The sequence below is a fragment of the Micromonospora sp. USAFONa4 genome (assembly GCF_057197825.1).
Map to the genome: position 1 here is coordinate 5,059,882 of NZ_CM170072.1, position 21,677 is coordinate 5,081,558.

Genomic DNA, 21,677 nt, shown 5'->3' on the forward strand with positions numbered 1-21,677 from the left:
TCAGCACCTCGAGGTGGACGCCATCGGGGCGGCCAGGTCGAAGAAGTCGCCCGGATCACCGCCCGGCACGCGAGGGCCGTGCAGGTCCGGCAGCCAGTGCGTCACGTTCACCCAGCCGTCGCGCAGCCAGGCGCAGTCGGCGTTCCAGGTGACGGCCTTCGCGGACGCCACCCAGAGCCCTCGGGACGACGCCGGAACGTCCTTCGGATGCGGCACCTGCCAGACCACCCGGTCCCGGACCGCCACCAGGCCGGCACCGGCCGGCGCCCGGCGCATCACGTCGAACGGGTACGCCCAGACGAACTCGGTGGTCACCTCCAGCAGGCGGACTCCGGCCACCGTCCTGGCGCGGTAGCTGATCCGTCCCTGCGCGCGGATGTCGTACTCCCAGTCCGCCCGGGATCCGATCCTCGTGGCGACGTGCAGGAAGCGGGCGTTGTCGAAGTGCGGCCGCATCTCCGCGCGGGAGTCCGGCGCCAGCAGGCCGAGGAAGGGTTCGGTGTCGCCGACCAGCATCGCGGTCTCCAGCCGGCTCTCGATCAGCGCCTTCCGCACCGAGTCGAGCGCGGCGCGTACCTGGACCTTGTCGAACGGGCCCTGGGCGGTGGCCGCCGGCAGGACGATCGCCTTCTCCCGCAGGGCGAAGGACGCCGCCGGGGTGCCGGCGAAGAGATCGCGTGGCGTACCGACGGCGCTTATCGGCTCGGGCGTCGCGCTCGGGCTCGGGCTCGGTGCGACGGTCGCCGTGCGACGCCAGTCGGCCACCTGAACGACCATCCACCCGGCCGTGACGATCATCAGCAGCGCCAGTGCGAACGCGAAACCGACCGCCAGCGGGCCGTTGTGCCGGGCCTGGAAGAGGCGCACCCGGTCCAGCCCGGTCGGCTGGTGTTCCGGCCCCGGCGACCGCATCCAGTCGGGCAGCCGCACCGGCTCGGCCTCGGCGAACAGTACCTCTCGTCGCCCCTCGGCCGCACTGGCGGGAGGCGACTGGTCGGCGGCCGGCGGCACGTCGGCGGAGGGTCGTTCGGCCGGCGGCGCCTGATCGGCGGTCCCGGGAGTGCCGGCGACCGGGTCGGTGTGCATCTCGTCCGCCTCAGAGCGTGTCGCGCAGGCTCAGGTAGAGCCAGTAGAAGAACCCGGCGGCCAGGGCGAACGTCACCGTCGCGGTGACGAGGAAGACGGCCACCGTGACCACCGGGCGGGACTCGGTCAGCCTGTCGCGGTCCCGCCACCGCCACAGCGACCGCCGGGCCGCACGCAGTCCGGGCAGCCGCTCGACGAGGTCGGTGACGCGACGGCCGAGGGTCCGTCGCGGCGGTGTCGGGTTACGCATCCACTCCGGGAGGTCGACCCGGGCGTGGTGGTCGTGCGCGCGTCGTGTGTCGGGTGTCATGAGTGCTCCGGTCCGGGTCAGCAGGTGTCTGCGATGTCCAGGGAACGATCGGGGTCGAACACCGCGTCCGGGTCCTCCGTGTCGACCGGAAGGCCGTAGCTCGGGGCGCCGAGATCCAGCAGACCCTTGTCGAACGACGCGCAGTCCATGTTCGAGGCGTACGAGTCCGCCTCCCAGAGCCAGAGCCCGACGCCCGCCTTCGTGACGTCGTCGGGATGCGGCACGTGCCAGACGACGGTGTCGTGGACGACCACCACACCGGCGCCCGGAGTGGGGTCGAGGGTGCGGAACGCGTACGCCCAGACGAAGTTGGTGGTGATCTCCAACACCCGGATGCCGTCGCTGTCCCGGGTCGCCCGGTAGGTGACCCGTCCCTTGACCCGGGGCTCGTCGGCGGTCAGCCGGGCGCCCGGGGCCAGCCGGGTCGCGTACGTGGCGAAGGAGTCGGTGCGGAAGTCGGCTCGCATGCTCGACCGGATCTCCGGAGCGAACATCCGCACGAACCGGTCCAGCTCCCCACCGGCCAGGAACTTCCGGTCCAGCCGGGCGAGCAGCAGCGCGGCGCGGACGTCCGCGAGGGCCGCCGCCACCTCGGTGGCGCTGAACACACCCGTGCGCCGGGCGGGCGGCAGCGTGATCCCGGCCGCCCCCTTGGCGAAGGCCGCCGCCGGAGTGCCCGCGAAGCTGTCGGCGGCCGACGCGGGCGACGCGGGCGTCGTGTCGCTCGTCGCGGAGACGCCCGGCGGCGGGCTGGTCGTCGGGTAGCTGCGCGGCGTCTCCCCGGCCCGTCGCCACAGGTCGAACCACCCCACACCGAGCAGGAGTACGAGGACCAGTCCGCCCCCGACCACGGCGGTGACCGCCCGGGTGTGCTCCTCCCAGAACAGGCGGAGCCGTTCCAGGGCGCCGACCGGATGCTCCTCGGCCGGCTGGCGCAGCCACTCCGGGACCTGCCCCGGCTCGTCGCCGGAGGCCAGGGGAGCCGGCCGGCTCGGCGGGGACGGCTCGTCCACCGGTGGGGGACTGGTCATCGGCATGTCCTTGGTGAACGGTCTATCGAGGGCGCATGATCTTCGCACCCGGTCGCCCGGGACGTGATCCCGTACGCCCCCGCCGCCGTGATCCCGCCCGAGTGGCTGACGGCACATCGGCCGACCATCGGAGGCGGCCTCCACCGCCGCGCGGCTCCGGAGCCGCTGCGGACGTACGGCGGCGGCGGGGCGTCCGGCCCGGTCTGGCAGGCTTGGGTGTCGTGAGCACAGACGGTCTGATCGTGGTCGACAAGCCCGGCGGCATGACGTCGCACGACGTGGTGGCGCGCATCCGCCGGTTGGCGCGCACCCGCCGGGTGGGTCACGGCGGCACCCTCGACCCGATGGCCACCGGCGTCCTGGTGATCGGGGTCGGCCGGGCCACCCGCCTGCTCACCTACGTGATCGGCGCGCACAAGAGCTACACCGCCACCGTCCGGCTCGGCCAGGCCACCGTCACCGACGACGCCGAGGGCGACGTGATCGCCACCACCCCGGCCGGGCAGGTCACCGACGAGGCCGTCCGGGCGGCCCTGGCCGCGCTGACCGGGGAGATCGACCAGGTGCCGAGCGCCGTCAGCGCCATCAAGGTCGACGGGCAGCGGGCGTACAAGCGGGTGCGCGAGGGGGAGAGCGTCGAGCTGCCCGCCCGCCGGGTCACCGTGTCCCGGCTGGAGCTGCTGGCGGTACGCCGCGACGCGCCCGACGTCGTCGACGTGGACATCGACGTGACCTGCTCCTCCGGCACGTACATCCGGGCGATCGCCCGGGACGCGGGCCTGGCGCTCGGGGTGGGCGGGCACCTGACGGCGCTGCGCCGTACCGCCGTCGGGAACTTCGCCCTCGCGGAGGCCGCCACCCTCGACGAGCTGGAACAGCGCGCCCCCGAGGTGGTGAACCTGCCGCTGGCGGCGGCGGCCGACCGGTTCTTCCCTCGCCGCGACGCCGGCGCCGACGAGGCGAAGGTGCTCTCCCACGGCGGGCCGCTCGACCCGGTGGGAATCGCCGGCCCCTACGCGGTCTTCGGCCCCGACGGCGGGCTGATCGCTATCGTCAGCGAGCGGGACAGCCGGGCCCGCGCGGAGATCGTGCTCGCCCCCGCCTGACGGGGGCGGGGGACGGCGGCCGGTGCGGGCCGCCGCGGAAGGCAGGGGAGGAGCGGCATGCAGCGGTGGCGGGGGTACGACGCGGCGCCCGGCGGCTGGGGGCGGTCGGTCGTCACCATCGGCGTCTTCGACGGTGTGCACAAGGGACACCAGGCGACCATCGGGCACGCCGTGTCCCGGGCCCGCGAGCTGGGCGTGCAGTCGGTGGTGGTCACCTTCGACCCACACCCGGCCGAGGTGGTGCGCCCCGGTTCGCACCCGGCGGTGCTCACCGAGACCGCCCGCAAGGCCGAGCTGATCGAGGCGCTCGGCGTGGACGTGCTCTGCGTGGTGCCGTTCACCCCGGAGTTCTCCCGGCTGCCCGCCGAGGCGTTCGTGCACGACATCCTCGTCGAGCACCTGCACGCCGCGCTTGTCGTGGTGGGCGACAACTTCCGCTTCGGGCACAAGGCCGCCGGCGACGTGGCGCTGCTGGAGCGGCTCGGGCGCACCTTCGGCTTCGCCGTGGAGGGCGCCCCGCTGGTCGCCGAGGCGGGCACGGTCTACTCCTCCACGTACATCCGCTCCTGCGTCGACGCGGGGGACGTGACGGCGGCGGCCGCCGCGCTCGGCCGCCCGCACCGGGTGGAGGGCGTGGTGGTGCGCGGCGACCAGCGCGGCCGCGAGCTGGGCTTCCCCACCGCCAACCTGCTCTGCCACCGGTACGCGGCGGTGCCCGCCGACGGCGTCTACGCCGCCCGGCTGGTGCGCCGGGGCCACGCCGAGCCCCTGGCGGCGGCGGTGTCGGTGGGCACCAACCCGACCTTCTCCGGCCGGGAGCGGCGGGTGGAGGCGTACGTGCTCGACTTCACCGGCGACCTCTACGGCGAGCGGCTGGCGCTGGACTTCGTGGCGCACCTGCGCGGGCAGATCCGCTACGACGCGATCGAGCCGTTGATCGCCCAGATGAACCAGGACGTCGAGCGGACCCGGCGGGTGCTCGGCTGACCGCGTCGCGGCCCTTGACAGGCCGCCGCCCGGCAGGGCTGGTAGTCTGGCGGGGACGTCGGCTGACCGACGTGGGGCCTCGCGTGCCTGCACGACGCCGCGGGTGCGAGGTACCGGTCCGTTTCCGGTCCACTGACCGATCCGACGGACATCATCGAAACAACCCACGAAACAGGGAGAACATGGCGCTCGACCAGGAAGCCAAGGCCAAGATCCGCGCGGAGTACGCGACCGCCGACGGCGACACCGGTTCGCCGGAGGTGCAGGTCGCGGTCCTCACCAAGCGGATCGCCGAGCTGACGGAGCACCTGAAGGTGCACAAGCACGACCACCACAGCCGCCGTGGGCTGCTGCTGCTGGTCGGCCGCCGCCGTCGGCTGCTCAACTACGTCCAGAAGAAGGACATCAACCGCTACCGGTCGCTCATCGAGCGGCTCGGTCTGCGCCGGTGACGTGACGGGGGAGTGGCCCGACCGGGCCGCTCCCCCGCTTCGCCGCCACACGAAAACCGGGCCGCGCGACCACCTGAAAGGGAGCCGGTCAGCGTACCGGTCTCCGGTAGTGGCCCCCGGGCACCCCGGCCTAGCGCCGGCCACCCGGGCGCTTCGATCGAAGACCGGCCGTCTGAGCAGCTCCCCGCGTCGTGGGCCCCCGATGCGAAGGAGCACGACAGCACCATGACCGAGACCAACCTCGGCACCGAATCCCGCACCGCCGTGATCGACAACGGGTCCTTCGGCACCCGTGAGATCACCTTCTCCACCGGCCGGCTGGCCCGTCAGGCCGCCGGTTCCGTCGTCGCCCAGCTCGGCGAGACGGTCGTCCTCTCCGCCACCACCGCCGGCAAGCAGCCGAAGGAGCAGTTCGACTTCTTCCCGCTGACCGTCGACGTCGAGGAGCGGATGTACGCCGCGGGCCGCATCCCCGGCTCGTTCTTCCGCCGCGAGGGCCGCCCCAGCGAGGACGCGATCCTCACCTGCCGGCTGATCGACCGGCCGCTGCGCCCGTCCTTCGTCAAGGGCCTGCGCAACGAGGTCCAGGTCGTCGAGACCATCCTCGCGCTCGACCCGCAGCACCCCTACGACGTCGTGGCGATCAACGCCGCCTCGATGTCGACCAAGCTCTCCGGCCTGCCGTTCTCCGGCCCGATCGGGGCGACCCGGGTCGCGCACATCGACGGCCAGTGGGTCGCCTTCCCGACCCTGGAGGAGCTGGCCCGGGCCACCTTCGACATGGTCGTGGCCGGCCGCTCCCTGCCGGACGGCGACGTCGCGATCATGATGGTCGAGGCCGAGGCGACGCCGCACGCCGTGACCCTGATCGCGGGCGGCGCGACCGCGCCGACCGAGGAGATCGTGGCCAGCGGCCTGGAGGCCGCGAAGCCGGCGATCCGCGAGCTGTGCCGCGCGCAGAGCGAGCTGGCCGAGGTGGCCGCCAAGCCCGTCGCCGAGTTCCCCGTGTTCCTGGACTACCAGGACGACGTCTACGAGGCGGTGGCCGACCTGGCCCGCGCCGAGGTCGCCGAGGCCCTCCAGATCGCCGGCAAGGCCGACCGCGAGGAGGCCCTCGACCGCATCAAGGCCAAGGTCGCCGAGGAGCTCGGCGGTCGCTTCGAGGGCCGCGAGAAGGAGCTCAGCGCCGCCTTCCGGTCGCTCACCAAGTCCGAGGTGCGCAACCGGGTGCTGCGCGAGCAGGTCCGCATCGACGGCCGCGGCCCGCGCGACATCCGCCCGCTGACCGCCGAGGTCGGCGTGCTGCCCCGGGTGCACGGCTCGGCGCTGTTCGAGCGTGGCGAGACCCAGATCCTGGGCGTGACCACGCTGAACATGCTGCGCATGGAGCAGATGGTGGACACCCTGTCCCCGGAGAACCGCAAGCGCTACATGCACAACTACAACTTCCCGCCGTACTCGACCGGTGAGACCGGCCGGGTCGGCTCGCCGAAGCGGCGCGAGATCGGCCACGGCGCGCTCGCCGAGCGGGCGCTGATCCCGGTGCTGCCGTCGCGCGAGGAGTTCCCCTACGCCATCCGGCAGGTCTCCGAGGCGCTCGGCTCCAACGGCTCCACCTCGATGGGCTCGGTCTGCGCCTCGACGCTGGGCCTGCTCTCCGCCGGTGTGCCGCTGAAGGCGCCGGTGGCCGGCATCGCCATGGGGCTCATCTCCGACGAGGTCGACGGCAAGACCGAGTACGTGACGCTTACCGACATCCTCGGCGCCGAGGACGCGTTCGGCGACATGGACTTCAAGGTCGCCGGCACGCCCGAGTTCGTCACCGCGCTCCAGCTCGACACCAAGCTCAACGGCATCCCGTCGGACGTGCTGGCCGCCGCGCTGCAGCAGGCGTACGAGGCCCGGCAGACGATCCTCGGCGTGATGCAGGCGGCGATCGAGGCCCCGGCCGAGATGTCGGAGTACGCCCCGCGGGTCACCACCGTCAAGATCCCGGTCGACAAGATCGGCATGGTGATCGGCCCGAAGGGGCAGACCATCAACGCGATCCAGGACGAGACCGGCGCCGAGATCTCCATCGAGGACGACGGCACGATCTACGTCGGCGCCACCAACGGCCCGTCGGCCCAGGCGGCGGTGGACCGGATCAACGGCATCGCCAACCCGACGCTGCCGAAGGCCGGGGAGCGCTTCCTCGGCACGGTGGTCAAGACCGCCGCGTTCGGCGCGTTCATCTCGCTGCTGCCGGGCCGCGACGGCCTGCTGCACATCTCCAAGGTGGGCGACGGCAAGCGGGTCGAGAGGGTTGAGGACTTCCTCAACGTCGGCGACCGGGTCGAGGTCGAGATCGCGGACATCGACGCCCGCGGCAAGATCTACCTCGACAAGGTCCGCCCGGAGGGCGCCGAGGCGCCGGCCGCCGGCGAGGCCGCCGGCGGCGAGCGTCCGGCCGGCCGGGACCGGGACGACCGGGCTCCGCGCGACCGGGGCGACCGTGAGCGCGGCGGCGACCGGGGCGGTCGTGGACCGGGCGGCGGCGAGCGCGGCGAAGGCGGCGGCGAGGGTGGCGAGGGCGGCGAGCGTCCGCGCCGCCGCACCCGGCGCAGCTGACGCACCGCACCATCGCATCACCCCACCCCTCGTCGATCTGGGAGCAACACGTGAGTCGGGCCGTCAGCGCGCCGTTTCCGCCGGATCGACGGGGGGTGGCGTCCGTCCCGGGCCCCGCAGGAGCCGCGCACCGGGGCACCGGGACGGCCCGCTCCGGCGGCGCCGCCCGGGCGGTGACCCGCACCATCAGCGACGACCCCCTGGGCGGCACGGTACGCCGTACCGTGCTGCCCAGCGGGCTGCGCGTGCTCACCGAGGCGATCCCGGCGATGCGCAGCGTCTCGTTCGGCGTCTGGGTCGCGGTCGGCTCGCGCGACGAGACCGGCCCGCAGGCCGGCGCGGCCCACTTCCTGGAGCACCTGCTCTTCAAGGGCACCAACAAGCGCAGCGCGCTGGAGATCTCCGCGGAGATCGAGGCGGTGGGCGGCGAGACCAACGCCTTCACCACCAAGGAATACACCTGCTACTACGCCCGTGTGCTGGACGAGGACCTGCCGCTGGCCATCGACGTCATGTGCGACGCGGTCGCCGACTCGCTGCTGGAGCCGGCCGACGTGGAGACCGAGCGGGGCGTGATCCTCGAAGAGATCGCCATGCACGACGACGAGCCCGGCGACGAGGTGCACGACCTCTTCGCCCGGGCCGCCTACGGCGACCACCCGCTGGGCCGGCTGATCTCCGGCACTGAGGAGACCGTCACGCCGATGACCCGGCGGCAGATCCAGGGCTTCTACCGCCGCCACTACACCCCGCCGCGGATCGTCGTCGCCGCCGCCGGCAACCTCGACCACGCCACGGTGGTCAAGCTGGTCCGCCAGGCGCTGCGCGGCACCCCGCTGGACACCGACCCGGCGACGCCCGCGCCGCACCGGTCGGCCACCCCGGCCGTACGCACGAAGCCCGCCACCACCCTGGTGGAGCCGAAGGAGACCGAGCAGGCGCACGTCATCCTCGGCTGCCCCGGCATCGACCGGCTCGACGAGCGGCGCTTCGCCCTCGGCGTGCTCAACAACATCCTCGGCGGCGGCATGTCGAGCCGGCTGTTCCAGGAGATCCGCGAGCGGCGCGGCCTCGCCTACTCGGTCTACTCCTACGCCAGCCAGTACGCCGACAGCGGCCTCTTCGCCGTCTACGCCGGCTGCGCGCCGGGCAAGGTCGACGAGGTGCTGGAGCTGACCCGGGCCGAACTGGCCCGGGTGGCCGCCGACGGCCTGACCGAGGCCGAGGTGGCCCGCGGCAAGGGGATGAGCAAGGGCTCGTTCGTGCTGGGGCTGGAGGACACGGGCTCGCGGATGAGCCGGCTGGCCAAGGGTGAGCTGCTCTACGGCCACCTGATGCCGGTCGACGAGTTGCTCGGCCGGGTCGACGCGGTCACCGTGGCCGACGTCAACACCCTGGCCGCCGAGCTGCTGAGCCGGCCGATGTCGCTGGCGGTGGTCGGCCCGTTCGGCGCGAACGACTTCGCCGGCCGCTGACGGTCCGCCCGGATGCGCGCGTCCCGATTGGGATAGGTTGTGCCCCGTGACTGACGAGCAGGAGAAGAGCCCGGACGAGCTGATCCGGGTCGGCGTGCTGGGCGCCAGGGGCCGGATGGGCGTCGAGGTGTGCCGGGCCGTGGACGCCGCCGCCGACATGGAGTTGGTGGCCATGGTCGACGAGGGCGACGGCCTCTTCGCCGCGTCCGACGCCGGGGCCGAGGTGGTCGTCGACTTCACCACCCCCGACGTCGTCATGGACCACCTGCACTGGTGCATCGACCAGGGCATCAACGCGGTGGTCGGCACCACCGGCTTCACCGAGCAGCGGCTGGAGCGGGTGCGCGGCTGGCTGGCCCACAAGCCCGGGGTGGGTGTGGTGATCGCCCCCAACTTCGGCATCGGCGCGGTGCTGATGATGCAGTTCGCCGCCCGCGCCGCCCGGCACTTCGAGTCGGTCGAGATCGTCGAGCAGCACCATCCCCGCAAGCTGGACGCCCCCAGCGGCACCGCCACGCACACCGCGCGGCTGGTCGCGGCCGCCCGCGCCGAGGCCGGCCTCGGCCCGGTGCCGGACGCCACCAAGGACGAGGTCGCGGGCGCCCGGGGCGCCGACATCGACGGGGTACGCGTGCACGCCGTGCGCGCCACCGGCCTCGTCGCCCACCAGGAGGTGCTCTTCGGCACCGTGGGGGAGACGTTGACCATCCGGCACGACTCGTACGACCGGGTCTCGTTCATGCCCGGCGTGCTGCTGGCCGTCCGCGCGGTCCGCACCCGGCCCGGGCTGACCGTCGGCCTGGACGCCCTGCTCGACTGACGGGCAAAGCGGTCGCGGCGGCGCCCGGCGGCCCCTAGGCTGCCGGGGTGATCGACTCTGGACTCTCCGACCGGGCCGGGCGCCGGGTGACCCTGCGCCCGGTGGACGACGACAACTGGCGGGCGGTGGCCGACGTCGCCCCGCGCGACGACCAGCGCGGGTGGGTGGCGGCGCTGGCCGCCCGCTACCTGCTGCTGACCATGCGCTCCGACGTGTGGACCTCACTGGCGGTCTACGCGGACGAGACCGTCGCCGGGCACGTCATGTGGGGCGTCGACGACGACGGGTCCCGCTGGATCGGCGGCATGGTGATCGACGCGGCCGAGCAGGACCGGGGCGTCGGTCGGGCGGCCGTGCGCACCCTGGCCGCATGGCTGGGCGGCCAGGACGGCGGTCACCCCGTCCGGCTCTCCTACCACCCCGACAACGCCCAGGCCGCCCGCCTCTACACGAGCCTCGGCTTCGTGCCCACCGGGGCGATGGAGGACGACGAACTGGTCGTCGAACTCGTCGCGCCCACCCAGGGCCCGCCGCGCGCCTGACCGGGTCAGCCTTCCTCGATCACCGACATGATGTTGCCGGCCGGGTCGGTGAACCACGCGATCGTCGGCCCGTTGCCGCGCATGACGCCCTTGTCGTCCTGGGGCATCCCGGGGTAGCGCGCGAACCGCACCCCGCGCGCGGTCAGCTCGTCGACGGCCCGGTCGACGTCGTCGACGGGGAAGTTGAGCACCGTGTGGGCCGCGGGGGTGTGGTCCGCCTTCGGGTAGACCATCACGTCCCGGCCCCCGGCGAGGTGCAACGTCAGCAGGCCGCCCATGGCGTCGTCACGCGACACCCGCAGGCCGAGGGTGTCGGCGTAGAACCGTTCGGCCCGGTCGGGGTCGTCCACCGAGAAACTGCTCCACGCCATCGTGTCCGCGAACATGCCCGATGCCTCCCTCTAGTGGATGCCGCCACCGCGACCATGGGGTCACGGTAGGCGACACCCCCGACAGTGTCCGGCGGATCGCCGGCACCGGCGGGTCGGGGAGCGCGAATCGGTGCGGGCCGAGTCCGGGGACGCCCGGCCCGGTGCGGTCCGGGTCCGGGGACCGCGCGGCCCGGTCAGTCCCCGGGCGGCGCCGGTGCCGGTGACGAGGCACCCGGCGTCAGGTCCGGGAGCGTCGCCTCGGTGGGCGTCGCGTCCGCCGGATCCGCCTCCCCCGGCACCGCCACGTGCAGCCGCACCTGCGGGACGAGCATGTCCTCCACGTCCAGTGCGCGGGCCGCGCCGTCGGGCTCCCAGCCGGTGCTGGTGAGGAACTTGCGGGTCGCCGCGTCGCCGTCGAAGGCCCAGGCCAGCGCGCGGGTGAAGCCGTCGGCACGCCACAGGTCGACGGTCGCGGCGAGCAACCGGCTGCCGTGCCCCCGCCGGCCCCAGCGCGGCTCCACCAGCAGGTCCGTCACCGCGGCGACGTCCGGCCCGAGGACCTCCGGCGGCTCACCCGGGGCGAGCGCCTCGGCGTCGGCCGGACCGGAGGCGGCGAACCCCACCAGATAGGATTGCTCGGCCTGTTCGACGGCGACCAGCACCCGATGGGCGCCGGAGGGCGGCTCCTGCACGGCCGCGCTCCACCGCCTGGCGAGCCACGCCTCGTCCAGGTTGTCGAGCACGTGCCGGGGCAGGATCCGGCGATAGGCGACCCGCCAGGTCGCGAGTTGGATGCGTGCGATCTCGCCGGCGTCTTCCGGACGCGCCGGGCGGACGTACCCGAGAGCCATGGGACCGAAGCCTACGCAGGGCGAGGGAGGCGATGGTGGCGCAGGGTCCCCCACGGACGATCCAGCAGGTCGTCGGCGTCGTCGCGCTCGCCGTCGCGGTGACCGCCTTCCTGTCCGTCGCGGCCGTCCGGCACGGCTTCTTCGACCTCAAGGTCTACTACGGCGCGCTGACCTGGTGGGTGCACGACGGCGGGGAGATCTACGACTTCCTCAAGCCCGGCACCCAGTACGGCTTCACGTACCCGCCCTTCGCCGCCCTGGTCATGCTGCCGATGGCGTACCTGCCGTGGTGGGCGGCGATCGCGGTGAGCGTGGCCGCCAGCGTGGTGGTCACCGCCGTGCTTTTCTGGTGGCTGATCGACCCGGTCTCCCGCCGGTCGGGCTGGACCCGCTGGTTCGCCCTCGCCGTGGCGCTCTGCCTGGCCGCCGCGTACGAGCCGATGCGCGAGACGGTCAACTTCGGCCAGGTCAACATGCTGCTGCTCTTCCTGGTCGCGATCGACCTGCTCCGGCTGCTGCCGGCCGGCAACCGGTGGGCGGGCGTGGGCATCGGGCTGGCCACCGCGATCAAGCTGACCCCGGGCATCTTCATCGTCTACCTGCTGGTCACCCGCCGCTGGCGGGCCGCGGTCACCTCGATGGCCACCGCGGCCGGTGTGACCCTGCTGGCCGCCGCGCTCTTTCCCGACGCCTCGCGGGAGTTCTGGACGGAGGCGCTGTGGAACACCGGCCGGGTGGGTGAGCTGGCGTTCGTCTCCAACCAGTCGCTGCGCGGCGTGGTCGCCCGGCTCAACCCGGAACACCCGAGCACCCTGGCCTGGCTGGCGCTGGTGCTGGCCACGCTGGCGCTGTGGGCCTGGCGCTCCCGCGCCGCCGCGGCCGCCGGCGACGAGGCGACCGGCCTGGCGCTGACGGGCGCGGTGATGTGCCTGGTCAGCCCGGTCACCTGGGTGCACCACCTGGTCTGGCTGCTGCCCGCGCTGATCCTGCTGGTGGACAACGGGATGGCCGCGCCCGCCGGCAGCCGCCGGCGCCGCGTCCTGCTGGGCGCCGCGATCGTCGGGTACGGCTTCCTGATCAGCCGGATCGTCTGGGCCTGGGAGAAGGACTTCACCGGGCTCGACGGCTTCCTCGGCAGCAACACCTACGTCTGGATCAGCCTGGCGCTGCTGGCGTTCCTGCCGGTCCGGCGGGTGGGCGACACCGACCCGGTCGACCGGCCCCGGGAGAGGCCCGCCGGATCAGCCGTCGAGGAGTCCGGCGTACCGCAGCTCGACCAGCCCGACCGGCGGGCGCCCGCCGGCCAGCGGCACCGGATAGGTCGACCGCTCACCGTCCGGTGACAGCCCGGCCCGCTCGTAGAACCGGCGGGCCCGGTGGTTGGCCTCCAGGACCCAGAGCCGGTAGTCCGACCAGCCCCGGGCGACCAGCCCGTCCCGCGCCGCGGCCAGCAGCGCCCGCGCCGTGCCGTCACCCCAGCGGTCCGGCTCGACGTACATCGCCACCACCTCGCCGTGCGCGGCGTCGAGGTCGCCACGGTCCTGGTTGTTGCGGTACGGGCCGAACGTGGTGAACCCGGCCAGCGTCCCGTCGACCTCGGCGAGCAGGGTGGTGAACGGGTGTTCCGGGTCGGCGGTGCCGAGGTCCCGGCGGCGCTGCGCCCAGGCCGTGACGTTGAGCCGCCGCAGCACCTCCTCGGGCATGATCCCGGCGTAGCCGGCCTGCCAGCCGTGGATGTGCACCCGGGCGACCGCCTCGGCGTCGTCGGGCTCCTCGCGGCGGATCGTGAGCATGCGTCCGTTCTATGCCCCGGCGGGTGACGGGTCCAGCGTCCGCACCGGTGTCGTACCGGTGGATTAGGGTGCCCGACGATGGCCGCACCGGAATCGCTCTCGCTCGCCCAGGCACGTCGGGTGGCGCTCGCCGCCCAGGGCTTCGCCGACCCCGCGCCCACGGGCGTGCCCACCCGCCGGCACCTGCGTCGGGTGCTCGACCGGGTCGGGCTGATCCAGATGGACTCGGTGAACGTGCTGCAACGGGCGCACTACCTGCCGCTCTACAGCCGCCTCGGGCCCTACCCGACCGGCATGCTCGACGACGCCGCCTACCGCCGCCCTCGGGAGCTGTTCGAATACTGGGGCCACGAGGCGTCGCTGGTGCCCGTCGGGCTGCATCCGGCGCTGCGCTGGCGGATGGCCCGGGCCCGCTCGGAGTCCTGGGGCGGGATGCGGCGGATCGCCCAGGAGCAGCCCGACCTGGTCGCCTGGGTCCGCGACGAGGTGGCCGCCCGGGGGCCGCTCACGGCCGCCGAGATCGAGCACGACGCGCCCCGGGAGACCGGCAACTGGGGGTGGAACTGGTCGGCGGTGAAGCGGGCACTGGAGTTCCTGTTCTGGGCGGGGGAGGTGACGGCCGCCGAGCGCACCACGTCGTTCGCCCGCCGCTACGACCTGCCTGAGCGGGTGCTGCCGGCCGCCGTGCTCGACGCGCCGACGCCGACCGACGCGGATGCCCACCGCGCGCTGGTGGGCATCGCCGCGCGGTCGCTCGGGGTGGCCGCAGAGCCGGAGTTGCGCGACTACTTCCGGCTGCCGGTGGCGGGCGCCCGGCAGGCCATCGCCGAACTGGTCGAGGCGGGCGAGCTGCTGCCGGTCGCCGTGCAGGGCTGGCAGCGGCCCGCCTGGCTGCACGCCGGGGCGCGGCTGCCCCGCTGGGTGCGTGGCAACACCCTGGTCAGCCCGTTCGACCCGGTGGTCTGGGAGCGGGCCCGCGCCGAGCGGCTCTTCGACTTCAGCTACCGCATCGAGATCTACGTGCCGGCGCCGCAGCGGGTGCACGGCTACTACGTGCTGCCGTTCCTGCAGGGGGAGCGGTTCACCGCCCGGGTCGACCTGAAGGCCGACCGGAAGGCCCGCGTGCTGCTGGTGCCGGCCGCCTGGGGCGAGCCGGGCGTCGACCGGGGCGAGACCGCGCTGGCGCTGGCCGCCGAGTTGCACCGCCTCGCCGGTTGGCTGGGCCTGGACGCGGTGGCCCCGCCCGCCGCCGGCGACCTGGCCGTCCCGCTGGCCGCGGCGCTGGCGGGCGTGGCCGGTGTACGGTGAGCGACGTGACGAGTGTTGACGGACCGGCCTCCCCGTCGCATCCGCAGACGGGTGGGCTCGACGCCCCGCCCCAGGCGGGCCCGGCCGCACCGGCCGACGGGCGGCCCACGGACCAGGCGCCGCCCCACCCGGGGCCGCCCTATCCGGGGGCGGCGGCCTACCCCGTCGCCGAGCCGGACCGGCTCACCCGCTTCGTCGTCCGCCTCTACGAGCGCTCCCCGCGCTGGGCGGTGCCGCTGGCCGCGCTCGGCTGCGTCGCCGCCGGCATCGGCTACGCGCTGATCAGCGACCCCACCCGCTCGGCGCCCGACGCCGCGCCGAGCTGCCTGCTCAAGCTCACCACGGGGCTGGACTGCCCGGGCTGCGGCGGCACCCGTGCGCTCTGGTACGTGCTGCACGCCGACCTGCCGGCCGCCGCCCGGCACCACTTCCTGTTCGTCTTCGCGCTGCCCTTCCTGGCCTACCTCTTCGTCGCCTGGGCCGGGAAGCAGGCGTTCGGCTGGCGCCTGCCCGAGCTGCGGATCAGCTCGCGGGTGATCGGCGTCTTCCTGGCCGCATGGCTGGCCTTCACGATCCTGCGTAACCTGCCCTGGGCACCCTTCACCTCCCTCTACGTCTGACCCCACCCGTCCCCGGGCCGGGTCTGACCCCGCCCGTTCCGGGCCGCGCGTGGCGCGTCGGTGGGACCGCGGCGTTGTGGTGGCCGTCAGCGTGCCGCCCGGGTCGCGGGCCTGCGGGGTGGCTGGCCGGCTGCTGTCGAGCTGCCCCGTCCACGGGACCGCGTGTGGTGCGTGGGTGGGGCCGGCGGCTGTGTGGGATGGCTTGTTGTCGCTGTCGAGCTGCCCCGCCCATGGGACCACCGGGGGGCTCACCGGAGGGACCGCTCGAACGGAGCAGTGCCCTCATCCGTGGGGCAGCTCGACAGCGCGGCGAGTAGCTCCTCCAGACAGACCGCGCCCGGCCCGTCCGCGCACGGCCCGGCCGCGCCGCGCCCCGCCCGGTCTGGTCCAGCGCAGCCTGTCCGCGCCCGGCCCGGCCCCGGCGTCGCCTGGCCCGGCCCGGCGCAGCGCGGGGCCGCTCTGCACCGCGGCGGGGGCGTGCCGAGCGCCGAGATATTGGACACCCGTCGACCCGGGTGGACCCCGTACCCATCCACAATCCGCAGCTCAACGCCCGTTCGGCCGGCGAGCCCGGCTTTTCCCCGCGACCGCCGGGCCACTACAGTCCCAGGAATGCCGGAGATGGTGCAGCCCCAGGTCAAGCTCGTCGCATGGACGCACTTCGAGGCCCCCGACGACGTGCCGTGGTCGACCGACGCCGAGGGCGGTCAGGCGCTCGCGGAGTTCGCCGGCCGGGCCTGCTACCAGAGCTGGAAGAAGCCGAACCCGGCCACCGCCACCAACGCCGGCTACCTCGCGCACATCCTGGAGGTCGGCCACCTGAGCGTGCTGGAGCACGGCTCGGTCAGCTTCTACTTCAGCGGGGTCTCCCGCTCGTTCACCCACGAGCTGATCCGGCACCGGCACTTCTCGTACTCCCAGCTCTCCCAGCGGTACGTGCCGGAGCGCGACGCCGCCATGGTCGAGCCCTCGGTGATCGCCGACGACCCGGAGCTGCACAAGAAGTTCGTGGAGGCGGCCGAGGCGAGCGTGCGCGCGTACAACGAGCTGCTGGAGGGGCTGGAGCGGCGCTTCGCCGACGTGGAGAACGCCACGCTGCGGCGCAAGCAGGCCCGGCAGGCGGCCCGCGCCGTGCTGCCCAACGCCACCGAGACGCGCATCGTGGTCACCGGCAACTACCGGGCCTGGCGGCACTTCATCGCCATGCGCGCGACGGAGCACGCCGACGTGGAGATCCGCGAGCTGGCGGTGGAGTGCCTGCGACAGCTCCAGGGCGTCGCCCCGAACGTCTTCGCCGACTTCGTCATCTCGGCCCTGCCCGACGGCACCGAGGTCGCGGCGAGCCCGCACGCCGAGTGAGTCCTGAGGGCTTCCCCGGCGGGGCGCCGGTGGTCGTCCGCTAGGTTGGTGGCATGACGCACGACCACCCTGACACGCCCGCCCGGGCGGTGTCCCGCCCCTTCGGGCGAGTCCTCACGGCCATGGTGACCCCGTTCACCGCCGACGGCTCGCTCGACCTCGACGGCGCCGCGCGGCTCGCCAGCTACCTGGTCGACGAGCAGGGCAACGACGCGCTGGTGGTCAACGGCACCACCGGCGAGTCGCCGACCACCACCGAGGCCGAGAAGGAACAGCTGATCCGGGCCGTGGTGGAGGCCGTCGGCGACCGCGCCAAGGTCGTGGCCGGGGTCGGCACCAACGACACCCGGCACACCATCGAGCTGTCCACGGCCGCCGAGAAGGCGGGCGCGCACGGCCTGCTCGTGGTGACGCCCTACTACAACAAGCCGCCGCAGAGCGGCCTGCTGCGGCACTTCACCGCCGTGGCGGACGCCACCGGGCTGCCGGTGATGCTCTACGACATCCCGCACCGGGCGGGCGTGCCGATCGACACCGAGACGATGGCGCGCCTGGCCGAACACGCCCGGATCGTCGCGGTGAAGGACGCCAAGGGCGACCTGACCGCCACGAGCTGGGTCACCAGCCGGACGAACCTCGCCTTCTACAGCGGCGAGGACTCGCTCACCCTGCCCGCGCTGGCCGTGGGTGGCGTGGGCGTGGTCGGCACCTCGACCCACTTCACCGGCGCGCTCACCAAGCAGATGATCGAGGCGTACGACGCGGGGGACACCGCCACCGCGCTGAGCCTGCACCGGCGGCTGCTGCCGCTGTTCACCGGCATCTTCCGTACCCAGGGCGTGATCCTGGTGAAGGCGGGCCTGGCGGCCGCCGGGAAGCCCGCCGGGCCGGTGCGTCTGCCGCTGGTCGAGGCGACCGACGACGAGATCGCCCAGCTCCGCGCGGACAGCGCGGCGGCGGGCCTGGAACTGCCCGAATGACCGAACGACACGACGGACGCCGAGTGACGGCGTCGCAGAATGAGGTGGACGCGTGACCGAGGCGCACTTCGAGACGGAACTGCCCCCGCCGCTGCCGGAGGGTGGGCTGCGGATCATCCCGCTCGGCGGGCTCGGCGCCATCGGTCGCAACATGACCGTCTTCGAGTACGACGGCAAGCTGCTGGTGGTCGACTGCGGGGTGCTCTTCCCCGACGTGGAGCAGCCCGGGGTCGACCTGATCCTGCCCGACTTCGGTCCGATCCTGGACCGGCTCGACGACGTCCAGGCGATCGTGCTGACCCACGGCCACGAGGACCACATCGGTGCGGTGCCCTACCTGCTCGCGCACAAGCCCGACATCCCGCTGGTCGGCTCCCAGTTCACCCTCGCCCTGGTCGAGGCGAAGCTCGCCGAGCGGCGGATCCAGCCCTACACGCTGACCGTTCGGGAAGGCGGCCGGGAGCGGCTCGGCCCGTTCGAGTGCGAGTTCTTCGCGGTCAACCACTCGATCCCCGACGCGCTCGCGGTCGCCATCCGCACGCCGGCCGGCCTGGTGCTGCACACCGGCGACTTCAAGATGGACCAGCTCCCGCTGGACGGCCGGATCACCGACCTGGCCGGGTTCGCCCGGCTCGGCGCCGAGGGCGTGGACCTGCTGCTCTCGGACTCCACCAACGCGGAGATCCCCGGCTTCGTCACCCCCGAGCGGGAGATCGGGCCGGTGCTCGACTCGATCTTCGCGAAGGCCAAGGGGCGGATCATCGTCGCGTCCTTCGCCTCGCACGTGCACCGGGTGCAGCAGGTGTTCGACTCCGCCGCCGAGCACGGCCGCAAGGTCGCCCTCATCGGCCGGTCCATGGTCCGCAACATGGGCATCGCCCGAGACCTGGGGCTGCTCAACATCCCGTCCGGGCTGGTCGTCGGGCTGGAAGAGGCGACGAACATGCCGCCCGAGCAGATCGTGCTGATGTCCACCGGTTCGCAGGGCGAGCCGATGAGCGCCCTGGGCCGGATGGCCAGCGGCGACCACCGGCACATCACCATCGCCCCCGGCGACACCGTGGTGCTCGCCTCCTCGCTGGTGCCGGGCAACGAGACCTCGGTCTACCGGGTGATCAACCGGCTGGCCCGGGCCGGCGCCGTGGTGGTGCACAAGGACGTGGCCAAGGTGCACGTCTCCGGCCACGCCCCCGCCGGCGAGCTGCTCTACCTGCTCAACGTGGTCCGTCCCAGCAACCTGATGCCGGTGCACGGCGAGTGGCGGCACCTGCGCGCCCACGCCCGCCTCGGCATCGAGTCCGGCGTCGCCCCCGACCGGGTGGTGCTCTGCGAGGACGGCGACGTCGTCGACCTCGTCGAGGGCCGGGCCAGCCTGGTCGGGCACGTGAAGAGCCGCTACGTCTACGTCGACGGCCTCGCCGTCGGCGACGTCAGCGAGTCGCTGCTCACCGAGCGCCGGATCCTCGGCGACGGCGGGTTCATCGCCACCACCGTGGTGGTCGACTCGGTGACCGGCAAGGTGGTGGGCGGCCCGACCCTGTCGGCGAAGGGCTTCTCCGAGGACCCGGAGGCGTTCAGCCCGGTGATCCCGCTGGTCACCGAGGCCCTGAACCGGGCGGCCTCCGACGGCATCACCGATCCGCACCAGCTCCAGCAGATCGTCCGGCGCACCGTGGGACGGTGGGTGAACGACGCGTACCGCCGTCGGCCCATGATCGTCCCCACCGTCGTCGAGGTCTGACCCCGCACCGCCGCGACGCCCGCCCGCACCCCGTGTGCCGGCGGGCGTCGCCGGCTCAGGGCAGGGCGGCGACCGCCTCGGCGTACGCGACGCTGGTGTCCACGGCCGCGTCGAGCAGGACCGTGAGCTGGGCCGGCGCCACCCCGTGCGCCAGGTCGGTGGCGACGTGGCCGGCCAGCAGCAGCTCGCCCTCCCGCTCGTGCACGTACGCCTTCGGCAGCAGGCGGTCGTGGTTCCAGGCGTTGCAGAAGGCGTACGCCTCCGCGAGCCGGTCGGCTGGCAGCCGGCGGTTCGCCACGGATCGGGCCTGGAGGATCTCGCCCCGCTCGCCGCCGCGCCGGAACTGGATCAGCGCTTCGCCCCACCGGCCCGTGACGGCGCCACTGTCGTCCACCGCGTACCGGTCCCCGCGCCGGTCCAGCTCGGCGGTGATCATCGCCAGGCTCAGCGGGCGTGGCTCCCCGTCCGGCAGGACGTCGTCGGGCGGGTCGTCGGCGTCGTCGTCCGCGTCGTCGTCGGGCGGCAGGGGCACCGGTGCGGCGGCCGGCCGTTCGGCCAGCCAGGACGCGATCCGGCCGGACTGGTGGCCGGTGCCGTTGCGGGCGTCGAAGCTGCCCGCCAGCGCGGTGGCCACCCCGAGCAGGGTGGCGCCCAGCGTGGCCACGTCGAGCTCGGCGGCCGGCCGCACCCCGTACGCCGGGCGGTGCACCGTCCGCCCGCCGAGCCCCGCCTCCACGGCGAGGGCGCAGACCAGCGCACCGGCGGCGGCGAACTCCATCGCGGACAGGTCGTCGTGCGGCCGGTCCAGCCGGGGCAGCTGCTCGGCGAGGACGTCGACGCCCCGGGCGGGGTGCCCGGCCAGCGCGCACCACCGCAGGTGCGTGGCGAGCAGCGGGAAGGCGGCCCGTTCCCGCCGGTGCCGCCGGTACGCCCGCACGTGCGCCTCGGCCGCCCGCTCCGGCTGGCCGGTCCGCAGCCACGACAGCAGCCCGGCGACCAGCGTCCGCTCCGGCTGCTCCGTGCAGTCGACGCCGCCGTGCGGGGAGTCCGGCAGGGCGGCCAGCGCGGCCGGGTGGTCGCCCCAGCCGGCGAGCAGTTCCGCCCGTCGGGCCGCCGCGCAGTCCGGGCAGCCGCCGACCGGCCCCGGATCGGCCGTCGACCAGCGGTCGTACCACCGCCGGGCGGTGGGCTCGTCGCCGAGGTGGTCGGCGATGCGGCAGCGCAGCTCGGCGACCACCGCCGGGTCGTCGGCGGCGCGCGCGGCGAGGTCGTCCAGCATGACCCGGGCCTGGTCCAGCCCGACCCGGGGCGAGCCGAGCAGGGCCTCGACCGCGTACCGCCGGTAGCGCCGCAGCGGCTCGGCCTGGTCTGCCGCCAGCAGGTCGGGGCGGCGCTCCACCATGGCGAGGCAGCGGCGCACCGGCTCGACCAGCCGCCACCGCTGCCCGTGCAGGAGGTACGCCTCGATGAGCGCGAACCGGGCCGCCAGCGCCGTCCGGTCGTCGCCCGTGGCGTCGGCGTGCGCGGCGATGCGTTCCAGCTCGGTGCTGCGGGCCTCGCCGTCGGGGGTGTCGCGGGCGTCGGCGAGCGCTCCGGCCAGCGCGGGGTCGGGTCCCCGGCCCCCGCGCCGCAGCCCGCTCCACCAGCCGGGCAGCCCGAACGGGTCGAGGCCGCGACCGGCCAGGTCCCCGCCGCGGCCCGTCACGCCACCACCCCGCCGGGCAGCCGGGCCACCTCGGTGGCGAGCTGGCAGCCGGTGGCGATGCCGCAGTCGAGCAGCTGGTCGAGCTGGTGCGCGGTGACGCCGCGTTCCAGGTCGGTGATGACCTCGCCGCAGATCCGGGCCCGCCCGTCGTCCTCGACGTGCACGAACGCCTTCGGCCAGAGCCGGTCGTGGTTCCACGCGTTGCAGAAGGCGTGCAGCGCCGGCACGTACTCGATGGGGAACGCCGGCGCGGTCAGGGTGCGGACCTGGAGCAGCTCCCCGCTGGCGCCGGGGCGCAGGAACCAGATCAGGCTGTCGTCCCAGCGGCCGACCAGGTCGCCGTCGGCGTCGGCCTGGACCCGGTATCCCCGACTGTGCAGCACGGCGGCGATCAGCTCGCCGGTCAGCGGTTCCAGCGCCCCCGGGTGCCCGGCCAGGTGGCCGTCCCGACCGTCCTCGGTTCCCGGCGACGACATGGGGGCAACCCTTCTGAGGCAGATATCACGTGACGCGGCGGGGCCCGCGCTGCG

Annotated in this window: 20 protein-coding genes and 1 pseudogene; 13 read left to right on the plus strand and 8 right to left on the minus strand. The window is 74.1% G+C overall.

What is annotated here, in order from left to right; all coding sequences use genetic code 11:
- From AC0OO9_RS22325 to AC0OO9_RS22335, 3 genes are read right to left on the minus strand one after another with little or no spacing between them, the layout of a single operon-like run.
- Window positions 1-1,086: a hypothetical protein gene (locus tag AC0OO9_RS22325; protein ID WP_484512105.1), complete on the minus strand. Its 1,086-nt coding sequence runs from the start codon at window positions 1,084-1,086 to the stop codon at window positions 1-3.
- A gap of 10 nt (window positions 1,087-1,096) precedes the next feature.
- Window positions 1,097-1,396 (minus strand): hypothetical protein, encoded by a 300-nt coding sequence (locus AC0OO9_RS22330; protein ID WP_484512107.1) that lies wholly within the window; start codon window positions 1,394-1,396, stop codon window positions 1,097-1,099.
- A gap of 17 nt (window positions 1,397-1,413) precedes the next feature.
- Window positions 1,414-2,427: a hypothetical protein gene (locus AC0OO9_RS22335; RefSeq protein ID WP_484512108.1), complete on the minus strand. Its 1,014-nt coding sequence runs from the start codon at window positions 2,425-2,427 to the stop codon at window positions 1,414-1,416.
- 221 nt (window positions 2,428-2,648) lie between these two features.
- On the opposite strand from AC0OO9_RS22335, the gene truB reads away from it, so the two are divergent.
- From truB to AC0OO9_RS22370, 7 genes are all read left to right on the plus strand, one after another.
- Entirely contained in the window at window positions 2,649-3,533 is an 885-nt protein-coding gene (gene truB / locus AC0OO9_RS22340) for a tRNA pseudouridine(55) synthase TruB (protein WP_484512110.1), read from the plus strand.
- Window positions 3,534-3,590: 57 nt separating this feature from the next.
- Window positions 3,591-4,520 carry a bifunctional riboflavin kinase/FAD synthetase gene (locus AC0OO9_RS22345; RefSeq protein ID WP_132232840.1) on the plus strand — a complete coding sequence of 310 codons (930 nt, stop codon included), beginning with the start codon at window positions 3,591-3,593 and terminating at the stop codon, window positions 4,518-4,520.
- 182 nt (window positions 4,521-4,702) lie between these two features.
- Complete coding sequence (gene rpsO / locus AC0OO9_RS22350) at window positions 4,703-4,972, plus strand: 30S ribosomal protein S15 (protein WP_121396038.1); 270 nt, start codon at window positions 4,703-4,705, stop codon at window positions 4,970-4,972.
- Between the two features lie 225 nt (window positions 4,973-5,197).
- On the plus strand, window positions 5,198-7,582 hold the full coding sequence (locus tag AC0OO9_RS22355; protein WP_484512113.1) for a polyribonucleotide nucleotidyltransferase: 2,385 nt from the start codon (window positions 5,198-5,200) through the stop codon (window positions 7,580-7,582).
- A 50-nt stretch (window positions 7,583-7,632) separates the two neighbouring features.
- The gene (locus AC0OO9_RS22360) at window positions 7,633-9,057 is read left to right on the plus strand and encodes a M16 family metallopeptidase (RefSeq protein ID WP_484512115.1); all 1,425 of its coding nucleotides are present in this window, start codon (window positions 7,633-7,635) and stop codon (window positions 9,055-9,057) included.
- A gap of 46 nt (window positions 9,058-9,103) precedes the next feature.
- Window positions 9,104-9,877, plus strand: a complete 774-nt coding sequence (gene dapB / locus AC0OO9_RS22365; protein ID WP_151454661.1) for a 4-hydroxy-tetrahydrodipicolinate reductase — start codon at window positions 9,104-9,106, stop codon at window positions 9,875-9,877.
- 47 nt (window positions 9,878-9,924) lie between these two features.
- Window positions 9,925-10,419: a GNAT family N-acetyltransferase gene (locus AC0OO9_RS22370; RefSeq protein WP_484512117.1), complete on the plus strand. Its 495-nt coding sequence runs from the start codon at window positions 9,925-9,927 to the stop codon at window positions 10,417-10,419.
- 5 nt (window positions 10,420-10,424) lie between these two features.
- Here AC0OO9_RS22370 and AC0OO9_RS22375 read toward each other — a convergent pair whose 3' ends face one another.
- Together AC0OO9_RS22375 and AC0OO9_RS22380 are read right to left on the minus strand one after the other, a co-directional pair.
- The gene (locus tag AC0OO9_RS22375; RefSeq protein ID WP_421457819.1) at window positions 10,425-10,805 is read right to left on the minus strand and encodes a VOC family protein; all 381 of its coding nucleotides are present in this window, start codon (window positions 10,803-10,805) and stop codon (window positions 10,425-10,427) included.
- Window positions 10,806-11,068: 263 nt separating this feature from the next.
- Window positions 11,069-11,641, minus strand: a pseudogene (locus AC0OO9_RS22380) (GNAT family N-acetyltransferase); the annotation flags it as partial.
- A gap of 35 nt (window positions 11,642-11,676) precedes the next feature.
- Between AC0OO9_RS22380 and AC0OO9_RS22385 the strand changes: the two are divergent.
- Window positions 11,677-12,984: a glycosyltransferase family 87 protein gene (locus AC0OO9_RS22385; RefSeq protein ID WP_484512120.1), complete on the plus strand. Its 1,308-nt coding sequence runs from the start codon at window positions 11,677-11,679 to the stop codon at window positions 12,982-12,984.
- On the opposite strand, the gene AC0OO9_RS22390 is transcribed toward AC0OO9_RS22385, so the two are convergent.
- Entirely contained in the window at window positions 12,883-13,434 is a 552-nt protein-coding gene (locus AC0OO9_RS22390; RefSeq protein ID WP_484512122.1) for a GNAT family N-acetyltransferase, read from the minus strand. The two genes, AC0OO9_RS22385 and AC0OO9_RS22390, sit on opposite strands and share 102 nt — an antisense overlap.
- Window positions 13,435-13,512: 78 nt before the next feature.
- Here AC0OO9_RS22390 and AC0OO9_RS22395 point away from each other — a divergent pair, with 78 nt between their 5' ends.
- From AC0OO9_RS22395 to AC0OO9_RS22415, 5 genes are all read left to right on the plus strand, one after another.
- Window positions 13,513-14,742 carry a winged helix-turn-helix domain-containing protein gene (locus AC0OO9_RS22395; protein WP_484512124.1) on the plus strand — a complete coding sequence of 410 codons (1,230 nt, stop codon included), beginning with the start codon at window positions 13,513-13,515 and terminating at the stop codon, window positions 14,740-14,742.
- Window positions 14,739-15,362: a DUF2752 domain-containing protein gene (locus tag AC0OO9_RS22400; RefSeq protein ID WP_484512125.1), complete on the plus strand. Its 624-nt coding sequence runs from the start codon at window positions 14,739-14,741 to the stop codon at window positions 15,360-15,362. The genes AC0OO9_RS22395 and AC0OO9_RS22400 overlap by 4 nt, the downstream gene beginning before the upstream one ends.
- A gap of 621 nt (window positions 15,363-15,983) precedes the next feature.
- Window positions 15,984-16,721 carry an FAD-dependent thymidylate synthase gene (thyX, locus tag AC0OO9_RS22405; RefSeq protein WP_121396030.1) on the plus strand — a complete coding sequence of 246 codons (738 nt, stop codon included), beginning with the start codon at window positions 15,984-15,986 and terminating at the stop codon, window positions 16,719-16,721.
- 53 nt (window positions 16,722-16,774) lie between these two features.
- On the plus strand, window positions 16,775-17,701 hold the full coding sequence (dapA, locus tag AC0OO9_RS22410) for a 4-hydroxy-tetrahydrodipicolinate synthase (RefSeq protein ID WP_484512126.1): 927 nt from the start codon (window positions 16,775-16,777) through the stop codon (window positions 17,699-17,701).
- Window positions 17,702-17,753: 52 nt separating this feature from the next.
- On the plus strand, window positions 17,754-19,442 hold the full coding sequence (locus AC0OO9_RS22415; RefSeq protein WP_132232860.1) for a ribonuclease J: 1,689 nt from the start codon (window positions 17,754-17,756) through the stop codon (window positions 19,440-19,442).
- A 55-nt stretch (window positions 19,443-19,497) separates the two neighbouring features.
- On the opposite strand, the gene AC0OO9_RS22420 is transcribed toward AC0OO9_RS22415, so the two are convergent.
- On the minus strand, window positions 19,498-21,147 hold the full coding sequence (locus AC0OO9_RS22420) for a type III secretion system chaperone family protein (protein ID WP_484512128.1): 1,650 nt from the start codon (window positions 21,145-21,147) through the stop codon (window positions 19,498-19,500).
- On the minus strand, window positions 21,144-21,623 hold the full coding sequence (locus tag AC0OO9_RS22425) for a type III secretion system chaperone family protein (protein WP_484512130.1): 480 nt from the start codon (window positions 21,621-21,623) through the stop codon (window positions 21,144-21,146). The genes AC0OO9_RS22420 and AC0OO9_RS22425 overlap by 4 nt, the downstream gene beginning before the upstream one ends.
- Between the last annotated feature and the right edge of the window lie 54 nt (window positions 21,624-21,677).